This window comes from Luteibacter aegosomatis, assembly GCF_023078455.1.
GTDB classification, from domain to species: Bacteria; Pseudomonadota; Gammaproteobacteria; order Xanthomonadales; family Rhodanobacteraceae; genus Luteibacter; species Luteibacter aegosomatis.
The window spans coordinates 2,631,503-2,647,462 of sequence record NZ_CP095740.1 but is presented as its reverse complement, the minus strand read 5'-3'; the positions used below and the strand labels follow the sequence as shown (position 1 = coordinate 2,647,462).

The 15,960-nt window shown below is 66.8% G+C and carries 12 protein-coding genes; 6 read left to right on the top strand and 6 right to left on the bottom strand.

The window, feature by feature from the left end; all coding sequences use genetic code 11:
- Positions 1–28 precede the first annotated feature (28 nt).
- Genes L2Y94_RS11645 through L2Y94_RS11635 form a run of 3 tightly spaced genes read left to right on the top strand, consistent with a single transcriptional unit; the run spans position 29 to position 5,155 of the window.
- Entirely contained in the window at positions 29–2,470 is a 2,442-nt protein-coding gene (locus L2Y94_RS11645; protein ID WP_247366598.1) for an ADOP family duplicated permease, read from the top strand.
- 20 nt (positions 2,471–2,490) lie between these two features.
- Entirely contained in the window at positions 2,491–3,879 is a 1,389-nt protein-coding gene (locus L2Y94_RS11640) for a sigma-54-dependent transcriptional regulator (protein WP_247366597.1), read from the top strand.
- Positions 3,866–5,155: a sensor histidine kinase gene (locus L2Y94_RS11635; RefSeq protein WP_247366596.1), complete on the top strand. Its 1,290-nt coding sequence runs from the start codon at positions 3,866–3,868 to the stop codon at positions 5,153–5,155. The genes L2Y94_RS11640 and L2Y94_RS11635 overlap by 14 nt, the downstream gene beginning before the upstream one ends.
- 106 nt (positions 5,156–5,261) lie before the next feature.
- Here the strand turns inward: L2Y94_RS11635 and L2Y94_RS11630 are convergent, their stop codons facing one another.
- Entirely contained in the window at positions 5,262–6,392 is a 1,131-nt protein-coding gene (locus L2Y94_RS11630) for an IS481 family transposase (protein WP_247375220.1), read from the bottom strand.
- A gap of 103 nt (positions 6,393–6,495) precedes the next feature.
- Between L2Y94_RS11630 and L2Y94_RS21275 the strand changes: the two genes are divergently transcribed.
- From L2Y94_RS21275 to L2Y94_RS11620, 3 genes are all read left to right on the top strand, one after another.
- On the top strand, positions 6,496–6,621 hold the full coding sequence (locus L2Y94_RS21275; RefSeq protein ID WP_256452130.1) for a hypothetical protein: 126 nt from the start codon (positions 6,496–6,498) through the stop codon (positions 6,619–6,621).
- Between the two features lie 180 nt (positions 6,622–6,801).
- The gene (locus L2Y94_RS11625; RefSeq protein WP_186448115.1) at positions 6,802–6,957 is read left to right on the top strand and encodes a hypothetical protein; all 156 of its coding nucleotides are present in this window, start codon (positions 6,802–6,804) and stop codon (positions 6,955–6,957) included.
- Positions 6,958–7,026: 69 nt separating this feature from the next.
- Positions 7,027–8,124 (top strand): MvdC/MvdD family ATP grasp protein, encoded by a 1,098-nt coding sequence (locus L2Y94_RS11620; RefSeq protein WP_247366595.1) that lies wholly within the window; start codon positions 7,027–7,029, stop codon positions 8,122–8,124.
- A gap of 60 nt (positions 8,125–8,184) precedes the next feature.
- On the opposite strand, the gene L2Y94_RS11615 is transcribed toward L2Y94_RS11620, so the two are convergent.
- The 5 genes from L2Y94_RS11615 to L2Y94_RS11595 all read right to left on the bottom strand — a co-directional run bounded on the left by L2Y94_RS11615 (position 8,185) and on the right by L2Y94_RS11595 (position 15,919).
- Complete coding sequence (locus L2Y94_RS11615) at positions 8,185–11,016, bottom strand: TonB-dependent receptor plug domain-containing protein (protein WP_247366594.1); 2,832 nt, start codon at positions 11,014–11,016, stop codon at positions 8,185–8,187.
- Between the two features lie 362 nt (positions 11,017–11,378).
- The gene (locus L2Y94_RS11610; protein ID WP_247366593.1) at positions 11,379–12,908 is read right to left on the bottom strand and encodes a hypothetical protein; all 1,530 of its coding nucleotides are present in this window, start codon (positions 12,906–12,908) and stop codon (positions 11,379–11,381) included.
- A gap of 75 nt (positions 12,909–12,983) precedes the next feature.
- Complete coding sequence (locus L2Y94_RS11605; protein ID WP_247366592.1) at positions 12,984–13,289, bottom strand: putative quinol monooxygenase; 306 nt, start codon at positions 13,287–13,289, stop codon at positions 12,984–12,986.
- Positions 13,290–13,313: 24 nt separating this feature from the next.
- Positions 13,314–14,249: a gluzincin family metallopeptidase gene (locus L2Y94_RS11600; protein ID WP_247366591.1), complete on the bottom strand. Its 936-nt coding sequence runs from the start codon at positions 14,247–14,249 to the stop codon at positions 13,314–13,316.
- Positions 14,250–14,398: 149 nt separating this feature from the next.
- Positions 14,399–15,919 carry a glycosyltransferase gene (locus L2Y94_RS11595; protein WP_247366590.1) on the bottom strand — a complete coding sequence of 507 codons (1,521 nt, stop codon included), beginning with the start codon at positions 15,917–15,919 and terminating at the stop codon, positions 14,399–14,401.
- Positions 15,920–15,960: the final 41 nt, after the last annotated feature.

Below are 15,960 nucleotides of genomic sequence, written 5' to 3'. Positions count from 1 at the left end.
CCATGCCCTTATCCGATAGGAAGACCTCATGATCGCGATGTCGGTCGTATTCGCCGAGCTGTGCCAATCGTGGCGCGGCCTGTTCCGCCGCCCCGCGTTCCTTCTGCTGGCGACGTTCACCCTGGCGCTCGGCGTGGCGACGGTCACCGCCATGTTCGCGCTGCTCGACCAGGCGTTGCTGAAACCATTGCCATTCCCGCATGCCGAGCGGCTGGTGACCCTGGGCACGATGATGGGCGAGGACCGGAACGCCGCGGGCATCGCTTTGTACCGGCCGCTCAAGGCCATGCCCTTGCTCGAGTCCGCGGGCATCGCGATGGCCGGCGTGCAATCAGAGAACGTCGTACTGGATGGACGCCCCCATGTGGTGGCGGCCCTGAAGGCCGACCGCGGCTTCCTCGAAACGCTGGGACTGCCGATGGCCGTCGGCCGCAACTTCAACGAAGCGGAAAGCCTTCCCCATGGTCCCGGGGCGGTGCTCCTTTCGTACGGGTTCTGGAAAACCCGCTTCGGCGGCGATCCCACGGCGGTGGGGCGCCTGCTGGAAGTCGAGGGCAAGGGCATGCAGATCGTCGGCGTGCTGCCCGCGGCCTTTCGATGGCCCGATGCCATCGATCTGGTGGTCGCCATGCAGCCCGACCCCGCATCCGACGACATGAACGAGAACCAGCTCGTTCTCGGGCGGATGAGACCCGACGCGACGGTGGCGGGCGTATCCGCGGCGACGGCGAGCATCGCCACCCCACTTCTGCTGGCCTCGGTGATCGATCCGGAGAAAGCGCGCCAACGACTCGCCCAGGAACCGCCACGGGCGATTCCGATCATGCGGAGCGTGTTCGTCGGAAATAGCGGTCGCACGATCTGGCTGTTCCTCGGCGCGGCGGCATGCGTGATGCTGATCGGCATCATCAACCTCGCCAGCCTCATCCTGATGCGCTCGTTGTCGCGCACGCATGCGTACGCGGTGCGCGCCGCGCTCGGTTCATCGACCGGACGGCTGAGCCTGCCTGCCTTGGGCGAAGGCCTTCTGGTCGGCCTGCTGGGCGCGGCATGCGGCCTGCTGCTGGCATGGATCGGCTTGCGACTCGTCGGCGGCTTCGTTCCGCCCGAATGGACGCGTGGCGAGCCGGTGACGTTGACCGGCATGAGCGTGGCGTTCGCCACGCTGGCCGGCCTGGTCGCCGCCACGGGAGCGACCGTGCTCGCCGTGCTTCGCGGGCGGCGTCGCGACTGGCGCGGTGAACTCGTCGGTGGGGGCCGCGGCGGTATCAGTCGCGAGGACGGCCGGGTGGGGCGGTGGCTGGTCGTGGCGCAGGTGGCCGTGGCGGTCGTGCTGCTGGTGGGCGCGGCCTTGTTCACGCGTACCTTGTATGAACTCGAATCGGTACCGATGGGCTTCAGCACCCGCAACGTCACGACGTTTGCGCTGTCGCCGGTGAAGCAACGCTACGTGACGGCCACCGACGTCGCCTCGCTGACCCACGACGTCCTGGAACGCCTGCGCCGCCTGCCCGAGGTGGAGTCCGCCGGCGAATCCACCACGCTGCCCACGGCGGACCAGCTCAACTGGCCGGTCGTCCTTCCCGACGGTGGCATGGTCAGCGTCCAGTACCGGATCACCAGCCCGGGATTTCTGGAGACGGTGGGCATTCCGCTCCTTGCGGGTCGCATGATCGCGGCGACCGACGTCGCGGGCGCCGATCCGGTCTGCGTGGTCAGCACGTCGTTCGCCCGGCGCTATTTCGGGGCATCGAGTCCGTTGGGGCGGATCGTCACGTTGCATATCGGCGGTGAGAGCAACGTGGGCATGCGGGTGGTGGGCGTGGTCGGCGACGTGCGTCAGTACGGTCCCGCCAAGCCCGCGCCACCGGTTTTCTACACGCCGCGCATGCAGATGCCGCCGGGTGTATGGTCGTTCCTCCGTCAGTTCGGCGGCTTTTCCTTCGCCGTTCGATTGCATCCGGGCACGGTCCTGGGCGAGGCCACGCTGCGCGACGCGGTCAACCAGGCGGCGCCGGGCCAGCCCATCTCCAACGTGCAGACACTCGAATCGGTGGTGGCGTCCACGACCACCGAGCAACGCCTCAACCTGCTGCTCGTCGGCCTCTTCGCGGGCATGGCCCTCGTGCTGGCCTGCGTCGGCCTGTACGCGGTGATGTCGGTGGCTGTGACGGCGCATCGGCACGACTACGGCGTACGCGCGGCGCTCGGTGCCACCCGCAACCGCCTGCTGATGACCGTGATTCGCTCGGCGGCGGTGCAGGTGGGCCTGGGCCTGGCGATCGGGCTGGCGACGGCCATGGCGCTGTCGCGCCTGCTGGCCGGTTTCCTTTTCGGCATCGATGCCCTCGATCCGCTGGCCATCGGCGCGGTTCTGCTTACCCTCGGGCTTTCCGGCCTGCTGGCGAGCCTGCCGCCGGCGTGGCGTGCGGCGCGCGTGCGGCCGATGCAGGCTTTGCGCGTCGACTGACGGCGTCTAGACTGGAAGCCATGGCCGATCATTCCCTCCCGGGTGCCGCTACGCCGCATGTCCTCGTGGTCGACGACCAGGACGCCGTGCGCGATGCGTTGCGCCTCCTGCTGAAGCATTCGGGCTATCGCGTCAACGAGGCGGCGTCGCCCGCCGACGCGCTGTCGCTGGTACGGGCCGACGACTACGCGGCCGTGCTCGTCGACATGAATTACAGCCAGGACACCACCTCGGGCGACGAAGGCCTCGCGCTCATCCGCGAACTCGTCGAGCGCAAGCCCGATCTTCCCATCATCGCGATGACCGCGTGGGCCAGCATCGAACTGGCGGTGGAAGCGATGCGCGAGGGTGCCGTCGATTTCATCGAGAAGCCCTGGCAGAACGCCCGCCTGCTCAGCGTGCTGGAAGCGCGCGTGTCGTTGCAGCGCAGCGAGCGCGACGTGCGACGCCTGCGCGACGCGCAGGCACTGATGCTCGACGACGGCGACGCCTTCGTGGCCGAATCCGCGTCCATGCGTCGTCTCATGGACGACGTGCAGCGGATTGCCGTGAGCGACGCGGCGGTGCTCCTGCTGGGGGAGAACGGTACCGGCAAGAGCGTGCTGGCCAAACGCCTTCACCAGTCGTCGCAACGTCGCCAGCGTCCCTTCGTCAAGGTCGACATCGGCGGTCTCGCGCCCACGCTGTTCGAGGCGGAGCTGTTCGGCCACGTCAAGGGCGCCTATACCGATGCGCGCCAGGATCGCGCGGGCCGTTTCGAAACGGCGGACGGCGGCACGCTGTTTCTCGACGAGATCGGCAACCTGCCGCTGGAACAGCAACCCAAGCTGCTGCGCGTGCTCGAGGACGGCGAGTTCGAGCGCCTCGGCGCGTCGCGCACGCAACGGGTGGACGTGCGCATCGTCGCCGCCACCAACGCCGATCTCGACGCCGAGGTGGATGCCGGGCGCTTCCGCGAAGACCTGCTCTATCGCCTGAGCGTGTTCCCGTTGAGGTTGCCGCCCCTGCGCGAACGTCGCGACGACATCGTGCCGCTCGCACGCCATTATCTCGCGGCGGCCAGTCGTCGCTATCGTCGCGATCCGCCCGTGATGGATGCCGCCGTCGAAAAGGCCCTGCTGGAACACCCATGGCCGGGCAACGTGCGCGAACTGGCGCATGCGATGGAACGCGCCGCGCTGCTGGGCGGCCAACGGGTCAACGTGGCCGACCTGCGGTTGCGCCGGGCGGCCAAGCCCAAGGGCATGGAAGACATGACGCTGGACGATGCCGAGGCCATGATGCTGCGCGTGGCGATCGAGCGGCATGACGGCAACCTTCTGCGCGCGGCGGTGCAACTGGGCATCACGCGCCAGAGTCTTTATCGACGGATGGAGAAGTACGGGCTCCAGCGCGATGAGGCGGAGTAGCCTCATCGTCGCCGCGCCGGCCTTGCTGGCGCTGGCGGGAGTGTTGCTCGCCGGCTCGCCACGTCCCGCCGAAGCGGTGGCGTTATCGACGCTGGTGGTATGGCTCACCGTCGTGGCATGGCGTTTCGTCGGCGAGCGACCAAGCCGTCTGCAGACCGTGGCGAACCTGCTCGAGGCCTTGCGTGAAGGCGACTACGGCGTGCGTGCCTCCGGAGCGGAGCGTACCGACGATTTCGGCGACATCGCGCGCCGCTTCAACGAACTGGCCGTGCGCTTGCAGGATGAGCAGCGCGGGTTGCAGGAATCGGTGCAACTGCTGAGCAAGACGTTGGCGGCGCTGGACGGCGCCGTATTCGCCTTCGAGCGCGACGGCCGCCTGCGCCTGGTCAATCCGGCTGGCGAGCGCCTGCTGGGGCGGTCCGCGGTGGAGTTGCTGGGTGCCGATGCCGGGGCGTTGGGGCTTGCGTCGTTGCTGGAGGTGCCGTCGGGCGAGATCGTCGCGCGGCGGTTCGCCGGGCAGTCGGGTCGCTGGCAGGTGGGGCACGCCTCGCTGCGCAGCCGCAGCCAGGAAGGGCGCCTGCTGGTGGTGCAGCCGATGGAGCGCGCGTTGCGCGAGGAAGAAGCCCAAGCCTTTCGGCGGTTGCTGCGCGTGCTCAGCCACGAGATCACCAACTCCATGGCGCCGATCGGTTCCATGGTGGAAACCCTGCATGGTTTGCTGCCGGGGGCGGGCCAGCCGCTCGGCGACGAACTCGATGCCGACCTGCGCCACGGCTTGGAGGTGATCGGCCAGCGAAGCGCCGCCTTGCAGCGTTTCGTGGGACACTATGCGCGACTTGCCCGCCTGCCGCCGCCGCAGCGCGTCCGGGTCGGTGTAGCTGCGCTCGCCGAGCGTGTGGTGAGGCTATTCGACGATGCGCGCATTCGCGTGCTGCCGGGCGATTCCCTCGAACTGATGGGCGATCCGGACCAACTGGAGCAGGTGCTCATCAACCTGCTGCGCAATGCGGTGGAGGCGGGCGGCGACAACGAGGTGCTGCTCGGCTGGCGGCGGCAGGGAAGGAGCGTGCTCATCGAAGTGAGCGACCTCGGACCGGGCTTGCCCTCGAGCGGCAACCTGTTCGTGCCGTTCTTCACCACCAAACCTCAAGGGGCGGGCATCGGGTTGGCCTTGTCGCGGCAGATCGTGGAGGCGCAGGACGGGACGCTGGAGTTGCATCCGCGTGAGGATGGGCGGGGCGCGGTGGCGAGGATGAGTTTGCCGGTAGTCGTTTAGAGCCGCATCGCCGCTTCGCGAAAACCGGATTCAAGGCGCTGGGTTCCTGCCTGCGTGTACAGACCGGGCACATGGTGAACAGGTGTGCCAGGACATGGTGGACACTTTAGTCCAGGTCTCGCAGGTTGACGGTGTCGAGCCAGTGATGACGGAAATACAGGTCATAGATGCCGTCCTGCCCGTCCTGCGGGCGGGCGGCGATGATCTGGGCCTTCAGGGCCGACGACACCGTCAGAGGATGGCCCAGCAGCTGGGTTCGACCTCGCTGGTCGACATGTAACCGCAAGTCATCCGGGCCGTACTCAAACGCCGCGATCCGCTCGGGAAAGGCGCGCGGACTGATCCGGTAACGCGGCACCGGCGTGACCATGCCGATGCCTTCGTGCGGACGCACGTGGTTGTAGATCTCCCGCCAGTGATCCAGCGCCAGGCCCAGCTCCCTGAGGTTGAGGAAAGCCCGGCCGCGCAGCACCTCCACGTCCAGGCTTCGGTGGAAACGCTCGTCCTTGCCGTTGGTCTGGGGATGGAACGGACGGCTGAAACTCACGTGGATACCCAGCTCCACCAGCCACACCGACAAGGTCGACAGATGGCGTGCCGGGCCGTTGCCCACGCCCCACGGCGTGCCGTTGTCCATGTTCATGCGCAACGGCAGCCCGTAGCGACGAAACGCCGCCGTGAGCAGGCGTCGTACCGTCAGGCCTGTCTTATCGGCGTTGTTGGCCAGCACCAGGTTGAAACGGGAGTGATCGTCGAGCACGGTCAACGGATCGCACTGGCCCGCCCCCACCGGCACCGATCCCTTGAAGTCCATCTGCCACAGATCGTTAGGCGCGCTGTGCTCGAAGCGCTGCCAGGGCGTGATCACCGCCTCGGTGGGGCGCCACAGCAGGCCATGGCGACGCAGGATGTGGGTGATCGTGCTGGGCGCGGGCGCATCGCAACCTTCCCGTTCCAGCACCTTGGCCAGCTTGCGCCCGCCCCAATGCGGGTAGGTCTGCCGTAGCGCCACGATGCGGGCTTGGACCTCGGCCGCCGTCTGCCCAGGACTGCGGTGCGGACGACGTGACCGGTCCGCCAGCGGCTCCTCGGCCGCCTCCCGGCGGAGCCATTTATAGCCGGTCGTCCGGCTGATCCCGAACCGCCGGCACAGCGGCGCCACGGGCTGGTCCGGGCGCCGGGCCAGGGCGAGAAACTCGGCACGCAAACTCATGACTGACGCTTCCTTCCAGGGCATGGGATGGGCCTCTGGCCGCCACAGGTTGGCGGTCGAGGTGTAAACCATGTCCTGGCACACCTGTCAGCTATGTGTCCGGTCTATACACCTGCGTAGGAACGACTTGCTACACGATTATCTGTCCGCATGGAACATCCTCACGTCGTTCCTGCGCAGGCAGGAGCCCAGCGCCTTGCGCACGGGCGAGCGATATCGCCGCATCGGCTTCTTCCGCCGCCTCATGCAGTGACGCGATGGCAAGAACCTTCGAATCGACACGTCGAATCGGCAAATGTCCCGCGTAACGGCCGTTACGTCGGGCGCCCCATGTCCGGATGCTTAGTATCGGATGGTCTCCGTGCGCCGTGACGGCGTGGGGAGCACACCGTGCGCCATCCAACGTGCGATCAACCTTCAGGAGATCTGTCCCATGCAGTCCCAAGAAACGACCACGACCCGCGCCTTCGCCCGCATCAACGCCTCGGACGTCACCGAACTCACCAAGGACCAGGACAACAAGGGCCTGTTCCTCACGGTCAACACCGACGACCGTCCCGAGCCGGAATTCCCGGGCGGCCTGGGCTGATACATCGATCTCGGACACGCGGCGCGACAGCCGCGTGTCCTTCGATCCCCAGGCAGACGGAATCCCTACGTGAGCAAACGCCCCCTCATCCTCGCGCCCGACACCGATCCGCACGCCAGTGCCCTCGCCTGGGCGCTCGAAAGACAGGGCGTAAGCCCGCTGTGGATGCCTTCGTTGCAGGCGCGGCCCGGCGTGCACTACACCTTCCGTGTTTCCGACGACGAGGTATCGCTCGAGGATTCGTTGCGCGGCGGCGACGGCATCAGCGCGGTGTGGAACCGTCGCCTGCACGACCCGACGCCGCACTGCGCCGATGCGGACCGCACGTTCGCCGAGTGGGAATGGAAGCTCTTCCAGCGGGGCCTGTTCAACCTTCCGCAGACGTTCGGCGACGCGTTGTGGATCAACCCCTTTCCCGCCGCCCAGCGCGCCGAGTACAAGATCGTGCAGCTGGAGGCATGCCGCCGGGTGGGCATTCCCATTCCCGACACGATCGTGACCACCGACGCCGCGCAGGTGGATGCGCTGCGCCGTCGTTGGGGCAGGATCATCTTCAAGAGCTTTCTCGTCCACCACTGGGAGGAGAGCGAGAACGGCCGCATGCATGCCGTCGGCGTCACGTTGCTGGACGAACACAGCGAGTTGCCGCCCGAGTCCATCGCGGTATGCCCGGGCATCTACCAGCGCTACATCGAAAAGTCCGCGGACGTGCGCGTGACGGTGATGGGCGAGCGGATGTTTCCGCTGAAGCTGACGAAGCGGATGGGCGGGGGAGGTTTCGTCGACTGGCGCGACCACGCCAAGAAGGGCGCGGTGCTGGCCGAGGCGTTCACGTTGCCGGGCGACGTCGAGGCGAAACTGCGCGCGCTGATGCGCGAACTGAACCTGGTCTTCGGTGCCGTCGACCTGGTGATCGACACCGAGGGCGGGTATCACTTCCTGGAAGTGAACCAGGCGGGGCAGTTCCTGTTCGTCGAGGAGATGGCCCCGGAGTATCCCATCCTGCGCTGCCTCACGGCGATGCTGATGACGGGACGCACGGATGCGCCGCTCGAGGCGGTGCAGGGCGTGGACATGGCGTCGTTCCGCCGGTCCGACGCGATCGAGGCGCTGGGCGAGCGGATAGAAGAACGGCCGCCGGAGCGGCCGTTGCTGACGATCGAGTGACCGCCGCGGGAGAGGCGTCGCCACGGCCGCGAAGGCCCGTGGCGACGGTATCCCGCTGGATCAGAACTTCTGGTCGTAGCTGACGTAGAAGAAGCGATCCACGTCGAAGGCCGAGTTGTACGGCGGCACGCCCGAGGTGGCGGCGTCGTAGTACAGCGGGCCCTTGCGGTTGAACACGTTGTTGATACCGACCGAGAACGTGCCCTGCCACGGCGCCTTGTAACGGAACTGCGCGTCGTTGAAAGTGACCGAACCCTTCTTGGCGACGCCGAGCGTACCGGTGTCGTTGTTGATCGCCGTCGGGTTGGAGCACTCGAAATCGTCGACGCAGACGTCCTTCAGGCCCGAGAAGTAACGCATCGTCCAGCTCGCGCCGAACGACTTGTATTCCCAGTTCAGCGCCAGGTTGGAGCGCACGCGGAACTCGCCGGCGGTGGCGTTGGTGGCCACGGCCTGGTTCACCTGGTAACCCACCAGGTGGCGCGCCGGAGCGCCTGGGCCCGCGGTTTCGTCGTACTGCTTCAGGTAGGTGCTGTCCGACGCGATCGAGAACGTACCGATCGAGGTTTCCGGCAGGCGGTAGTGCACGCCGAAGTCGTAGCCCTGGGTCTGGATCTTGCCGACGTTGGCCGGGGTTTCCAGCAGGTTGGTGATGGTACCCGTGGCATCACGCGTCACGTTGTTGCAGAACGACGGGATGTTCTGGATGTAGCAGAAGTTCAGCACGCCGTTCGCGGTCAGGTTGGTGATCGCGTTGGTGACTTCGACCTTGTAGTAGTCGAGGGTGAAGTCCAGGCCCTGCACGTAGTGCGGGCTGTAGACCAGGCCCGCGGTACGGGTGATCGACTTCTCCGGCTTCACCTGGGTGCTGCCGCCCTGCAGGAACGGCACCTGGCCCGAGTCGCCGTTGGCGCTGGTGATCGGCTGGCCGTTCTGGTTGACCTGGCGGAAGTTCGCCGGCACGCCCTGCGCGGCGCAGACCGGCTTCGCGGCGGCCGAACCGAACACGGCGTCGCACGGGTCGAGGTAGTTGTCGAAGGTCTGCGCCTGGCCCTGGAAGAGATCCTGGATGCTGGGAGCGCGGAAGCCTTCGGCGAACGTGCCGCGAACGAGCAGGTCTTCGATCGGACGGTAGCGGAAGCTGTACTTGTTGTTGGTGGTGCTGCCGAAGTTGCTGTAGTGCGAGTAGCGGCTGGCGACGTTGACGCCCAGTTCCTTCGCGCCCGGCAGGTCACGCAGCAGCGGCACGTCGAGCTCGAGGTAGGCCTCGTTCACGATGTAACCGCCATTGGTCGGCTGGGTCGCCGGGTTGGTGGTGAGACCGAGGGCATCGATGGCGTCGGGCGTGAAGCTGCCTTGTTCCTTGCGATGCTCGATGCCGCCGGCGATGCTGACCGTGCCGCCCGGCAGGTCGAACAGGCCGCCGCCGACGTTGGCGCTGAAGTCGTTGGTCTTCTGCGTGGCGCGATCGGTGGCGAGGTAACCCAGGTACTGCCACAGGGCCGGGCTCATGGCGGCCGGACCGCCGGCGATGTTCCACGGCAGGCAGCCGCCCGCGCGATCGGCGGCGTTGGCGCAGGCGACCTGGCCGTCGATGATCGTGGTCGGGCCGAGGGCCTTCGCGGCGTTCGGCAGGTAGACGTTGCCGTCATAGACCTGCTTCACCTTCGACTGCGAGTAGGTGTAGGTCGCGTCCCAGTTCCAGTCGTGGTTCAAGAAGGTGAAGAAACCTTCCGCGCCCACGTCCAGGTGAGCCATGCGGTCCTTGTTGTAGGAGTTGCGCGGCTCTTCGGTGATGCGGCGGGCGAAGTCGACGTCCTGGCCCGGGAACGGATTGTAGGCGTTCTCGCCCGACAGCTGCAGACCCGTGGACGAGGTGCTGAACGGATAGCCCGCCACCACGCTCGACGAATCGCGCACGCTGTAGCTGCCCGTGGCGTGCAGGATGACGTTGTCGGTCAGGTTGTAACGGTCGGTGATGAACAGGTTGCGCAGCTTGGTGCCCGAGCGGAACGTGGAGTCGGCCTGGGTGTTGTAGCCGTTGGCGTCGCGCTGGTCGTAGTCGCCGAGGTTGGCGGCGTTGCCGCCCGGACGCAGCACGTAGCTGGTGCCGTCCGGCGCGAAGACGTTGCCTTCGTTCGTGAGGCCCAGGCGATCGTTCGGGTGGCGCGGGCCCTGCGGGTAGCGCGTCAGCGAACGGGTGTTGCTCATCAGCGGATCGGTTTCCTGCTGCGTGGCGGCCAGGATGATCGAGTTGTCCTTGGTGCTGTGGCCCCAGGTGAACTCGTAGTTCTTCTGGTCGCCGTCGTGCTTGCCGTTGGTGCCGTAATACACGTTGGCTTCGGCGCCGTCGAACTTCTGCTTGGTGACGATGTTGATCACGCCGCCGATCGCGTCGGAGCCGTAGATCGAGGAGGCGCCGTCCTTGAGCACGTCGATGCGGTCGATGATGGAGACCGGAATCGTCGAGATGTCGGTGAGGCCGGAGAGGTTGGTGCTCCAGCGGCGGCCGTTGACCAGCACCAGCGTGCGCTTGGAACCGAGGTTGCGGATGTTGACGTAGCTGCCGCCGACGCCGTCGCCGTTGGCGAGCGGGTTCTGGCCGGTGATGTCCGGCGTGCCGGTGGAGGGCAGGCGGGCCAGCACGTCGTTGACGTTGGTCAGGCCGGTGGCCTTGATCGCCTGCTGATCCATCGTGAAGATCGGCTGCGAGGTTTCGACGTCCACCGAGCGGATGCGCGAACCGGTGACCGTGACGGTCTCGAGGTTCTGCGACTTGCTGGCGTCGGGAGCGGCGTCCTGAGCGTAGACGGCGGCCGAGAGCAGGCAGGTGCTCAGAGCAACGACAAGAGCGGTGCGCTTCGGCACGCCCCGGAAGGAGTTCGTATTCATGGTGGACCTCCGCGCCCCGTCTCGCGACGGAACGGCAACTTCGGAAAGGGACGGCACCCTGGGGAAGGCACCATCCTGTGGGGTTTGAATTGGGGAGGGTGGGGAAACCCGCGCCGTCCAATCCCCTGGACATGACGGCGTAACACCAACATAACGCCACCGTCACTTGAGTGACAAGCCGTTTCCGAACAAAAACCTCATATTCGCAAATGATTGCGAACGCGTTTCGTCAAAGGAAGCGCTTTTCGTCCAACGGCGCCCGGTCTCGGAGGATTTCGCGATAACCGGACGACCCGTCGTAAGGACCGGCATGCCCAGGCGCCACGCCTTCGCGAGCCCGTCGCACCGGCGCAGGCCGGTGCCTACGGCGAGGCGGTCGGCGACGCGGGGCCGAGCAGATAAGGCTCGGACGTCAGCGCGATATCCGCGTGGGCACGGGCGAGCGATGCCGGCGAAAACCCGGACCGGCCGTTCCCGAGCAACGCCGGGGTGATCAGCGCCCGCAGATCGTCGGTTCGTGATCGGGTCGACGGCGTGGTGGTGTCTTCCACCAGCCGGTTGAGCACGTACTTCATGTCGTGCGTGCTCTGGTTCGCCGTGCGCGTGACGGAGGCCTCCGCGAGCTCGCCCTTGTCGTAGGCGATGTGCGTATCGGCGCTCGCGCTGTCGTCGATCAGCCGATAGAGGTAGTTCTGCGAGTTGGGATCCTCGGTCAGCTGCAAGGTGGCGTCGGCCGACAGCGCCTGGTGGTAGCTGGCTTTCAGGTGCGACGACTGGTGCTGGTCGATGGTCCGCGAGGCGTCGTCGAGGCCGCCCAGGCGCGACTGCTGCGCGAGGTCGTAGCTGAAGGTGTCCATCTCGTTCGATCTCAGCGGGTTGGGAGCCGAGGTGGCCTGGCTCAACGATGCCGTGAAGTCGGCCAGGCCGGTCAGGGCCGCGTGGTCGCCCTGGCCGACCTTGGGACCGACCGCCGATGCATCCGGCGCGGATGGGTAATTCGAGTTCATCTGGCCGAACGCGTCCTTGAACATCGCGATGAGCGAGGCGTCGCCATGACCGCGCTGCGCGGCATCGTCGATCTGGGCGAGATAGTTGGCGACGGAGGCCTGCCGTTGCGCCTGGTTTCCCCACAGGGCGGGCGACGTCATGTCGATGCCGACGCTCAGCGTGCCCGTGGGACCGTCGACCTTGAGACTGCGCGTGTCGCTGCCGGCGTGGAATGCGAGGGTCTGCGGCTTGCCCTGGCCATCGTCCACCTTCGCGTCGAAGTCCACCGACGCGAGCCGCGGATCGTTGCCCATCAGCCCGTCGAGCGCCAGCCGGGGCGGGGAGGCACCCAGGCCGTCGAGCGCATCCTGGAAGGCACCGGCGAGTTTCGACACCGCCTGGCGGTCGTCGTCGCTCAGCGGGCCGTCGCTCTTCATCGCGATGGACAGGCCGTCGTCGCCATGATGGAGCGTGACCTTGACGGTGGCGCCGCCCGTCGTGCGTATCGAGAGCGATGCGTCCGAATCGGGCCCGGCGTGCACGGGTGCCGGTCCGTCGACGGTGGCGGCGGGCGTCGTGGCCAGCGACAGGTCGCCGCCGTCGGCGCCGAAGCGCGTGAGCAAGGCCTTGCCGAGGCTCGCGAACTGGCCCGAGGCGGTGGCGGCATCGGCGTTGCGATCGAGCAGTGCGGCCAGCGCATCGTTCGAATACGCCTTGGCCGGATCCGCGAGGGCGGCGGCATACGTCGGATCGCCCGGCGGGGTGCCATCGCTGACGGTGAAGCGCACCGACGGCGTCGGCGCGGCGGCGACGCGCACGTTCGACACGGCCGAGGAAAGGCGCGCCACCCAGCCCTGGGTCAGCGTCGCCTGCGATGCGGGATTCGGTCGGAGGGGATCGATCATGCCGGGCTTCCTGCGGACGGTTCCGATGGATCGGTTATCGGCCGCGGGAGCCCCGGCTTGAGCGTGTGGCTGCCGTTACCTGCCGGGAAGCTTGTCGGCGAGCACGTCGGCCTTGCGAATCTGCGGCGCGGAGGCGAGCAGGTCGTCGGCGCGCCCCATGAGCGCCTTGGCGATATCGCCGTTGAGGTGGGCGTCGCGACCGGCCTCGTCGTCGAAGGCATCGAAGATGGCGAACGTGCGTTCGTCGAAGCGGACGGCGAACCACGTCACCGTGCCCGTTTCCGCGACGGCCAGGGGCTGGGCGCTCTTCAGGAAATCGGCCAGTTCGGCCTCCTTGCCGGGTTTCGCGTGCAACTCGACGTACAGGGTCTTGCGGGTCATGGCATGTCTCCGTGCGTGGGAAAATCATCCCGGCCCGGCTTCGCCGATCTTGCGGCGCAGCGCGGCAAGGGGAGCCCGATCGTCGAAAGCGATGCCGTGAGGCGTCGGTTCTACGCCGAGTCGTGCGAACAGCGCGTCGAGGTTCGTCGACACGCTACGGGTGGCGAAGGTCCGATACAGGGACGACAAGGCGTCGTTGCCCACGGCCGCGTCGCCCTCGCGCATCATCCGTTCGGGCGTCCATGCCACGACGTTGCCGCGGCTGGACCGGGCGATGGCACGCAATGCGTCGCGCAGGCCGCGCGTGCCATGGCTGGCTTCGTGGATGGCGATCTCGGCACGCAACCAGAAGGTGGCGCCGCCCCAGTAGAGACGGCCCCAGGCCTCGGTGCCGTCCATGCCGCCCGCATCGGCACCGGGTTGGCCCTTCGGCATGCCGGCGACGGCCTGCGACCAGATCGCTTCGGGCGGAAGCTGGCCCGCCTGGACCCGCGCGATGGGTTCGACCCAGGTTGCGCTGCCCTCCTGCAACCAGAGCGCGCGACGTGGCAGGTCGGGCAGGGAGGCGTGGACCATCTCGTGCACCATGACCCAGTCGCGAGCGAACGTATCGGCATCGGCTTCGCGACCGACGTGGATGCGGGTGAGGGACGATCCGTTCCCACCCCACGTCGTCGCATGGCCCACCTGGGCGCCTTCCTGAACGTCGACGACGATCACGTGTCGGGCCGCCGGATACCGGCCGAAATAGGTTTCGATCGCCCTCGCGCTCTGGCGTACCCAGCCAAGCACCCTGTCGCGATCGAGGCCTTGCGCGTCGTCGAAGACGACGTCGATCCGGCCGCCCGTGACGTCGAGCGAGGTGTCGGACGGGCGCTTCGCGGCTTCACGGCTCACGGCGGCGGCCGCGATGGCGGCCAGCCCCGTGCCGAACGCCGCAAGGGCTTGTCGCCGATTCATGCTCTTGCCGATGCCGGGGTCATGGGGGTGAATTCGCGCCGCGATACCGTTTGGTTACGGAAGCGAACGGGAAAGTTCCTGACGACCGAAGAGCCGGGACAGGGCCCCGTGTTCGTGCCCTGTCGCCGGAGTGACGCCGATCGATCGGATCACGTCGTCGTCAGCGGCTCGCTTTGCTCGTTCCAGAGCGAGCCGCCAGGGCCTTGCTGGGTGATCGGATAGCTGCCGTAGGTTATCGCGGCCGCGGCGACGAGCGCCTTGGCGCAGTGTTTCCAGGTGTAGTCCTTTTGCAGGATCCGGCCGATCTCCGCGGCCTGTTCGATACGCTCGCCCAGGTGCTCGACCAGGTCCAGCATGGCGTTTGCCCAGGCTTCGTCGCGGTTCTCATACGCGTCCACGGCAACGACGCCCGGATCGAGGAACCTTTCTGGCCGCGAGGGGCTGATCCGCTCGCAGAAATCGGGTACGACGAAGGCCTTGCCGGCGTCGCCGAAGCGCTTGGAGTCCGAGAAGAAAAACGCCGCGCCGCTCACTTCGTTCATGAGTACGGGCACGCCGAGCGCCAACGCCTCGCCGGGCACGAGGCCGAAGTGCTCGATGTAGGACGGCATGAGCACCGCATGCGATGCGAGCATGTCCCTCATGATGTTGTCCGATATGCCGTGAATCTTCAGGCTCACCTTGCGGGGGATCGGACGTTTATCGCCGTCGAGCTTGCGGAGCGTGCCGTCGACGTACTCCTGGACGGTGTTCACGTCGACGTTCGTCGGGTCGTTACCGGGTTTTTTCGCGTCGCCAAGGGTGATCGTCTTCTCCTGCCAGTACCGCACGTGGATGTCGATCGTCGGGAAGGGCTTCACCTTTTCCTTGTCCTTCTCCGCGTACTCGTCTGCCATGACGTTCAAGCGTCCGGCGGCCACGAGGATGTCGTCCAGGCCCTTGATGGGAGCATTGGCGCGGCCGTTGAAAAGCAGGTGGAAGTGGCCGTCGTCCGGCGCCCTGCGCTCGTCGATCGCATGGATCTCGGCGCCGCCGATGCACTCGTGGATGCGCACCGGGTGGGTACCGACGAGAAGCTTCGCACCGGCCCGCAGCAAACCGCCCACGGGTACGATCATGTCGGCCTGGGCCATCCAATGGCGTTCGTCCTCGAGTTTCTTCGCGGCGGTTCGCTGGTCGATGTCCTCGCCATAGGCCTTGTGCCCGACCAGCACGGTGCCCTCGACCGGGTAGGAATGGAGGAAATACTGCACGTACGCGCTCGGAAAGAGCGTCTGTTTTATCCGGATGGCGGCGGGACCGGAAAAGCGCGAATGGCCGATGATGATGTCGGGCTTCCATTCCGGCCCGAGATCCTTCGCCCAATCCCGTGCGAACAGGATGGAAGGATCGTTGATTTCGTCGTAGAGCTTCGCACGCTCCGCGTCGTCGCCCCTGGGGTTGGCCAGTTCACGACGCGTGACGTCGTTGATGTAGATGATCTCGGCCTTGTGGCTCCCGGAAGACGGATTGATCGACTTCTGGTCCGTCGAATTCCACAGATCGAACGTCAGCAGCTTGACATCGTTATCGTCGCCGAGCGCTTTGCACAGCTCCTCATTGAAGACGGCGACGCCGCCGCCGAAGGCGCGCCCGCTGTAAGGCAGGACGACGAGTATGTTCTTTGACATGATGGACTCCCTGGGGTGATGGCCGGCGGGCAGGGCGCCGG

Excerpts from the sequence above, each read along its gene's own strand:
- L2Y94_RS11625 (WP_186448115.1), top strand. The coding sequence starts at position 6,802 with ATGCAGTCCCAAGAAACGACCACGACCCGCGCCTTCGCCCGCATCAAC.
- L2Y94_RS11630 (WP_247375220.1), bottom strand. The coding sequence starts at position 6,392 with ATGCCCTGGAAGGAAGCGTCAGTCATGAGTTTGCGTGCCGAGTTTCTC.
- L2Y94_RS11600 (WP_247366591.1), bottom strand. The coding sequence starts at position 14,249 with ATGAATCGGCGACAAGCCCTTGCGGCGTTCGGCACGGGGCTGGCCGCC.
- L2Y94_RS11595 (WP_247366590.1), bottom strand. The coding sequence starts at position 15,919 with ATGTCAAAGAACATACTCGTCGTCCTGCCTTACAGCGGGCGCGCCTTC.
- L2Y94_RS11640 (WP_247366597.1), top strand. The coding sequence starts at position 2,491 with ATGGCCGATCATTCCCTCCCGGGTGCCGCTACGCCGCATGTCCTCGTG.
- L2Y94_RS11645 (WP_247366598.1), top strand. The coding sequence starts at position 29 with ATGATCGCGATGTCGGTCGTATTCGCCGAGCTGTGCCAATCGTGGCGC.
- L2Y94_RS11615 (WP_247366594.1), bottom strand. The coding sequence starts at position 11,016 with ATGAATACGAACTCCTTCCGGGGCGTGCCGAAGCGCACCGCTCTTGTC.
- L2Y94_RS11605 (WP_247366592.1), bottom strand. The coding sequence starts at position 13,289 with ATGACCCGCAAGACCCTGTACGTCGAGTTGCACGCGAAACCCGGCAAG.
- L2Y94_RS11635 (WP_247366596.1), top strand. The coding sequence starts at position 3,866 with ATGAGGCGGAGTAGCCTCATCGTCGCCGCGCCGGCCTTGCTGGCGCTG.
- L2Y94_RS11610 (WP_247366593.1), bottom strand. The coding sequence starts at position 12,908 with ATGATCGATCCCCTCCGACCGAATCCCGCATCGCAGGCGACGCTGACC.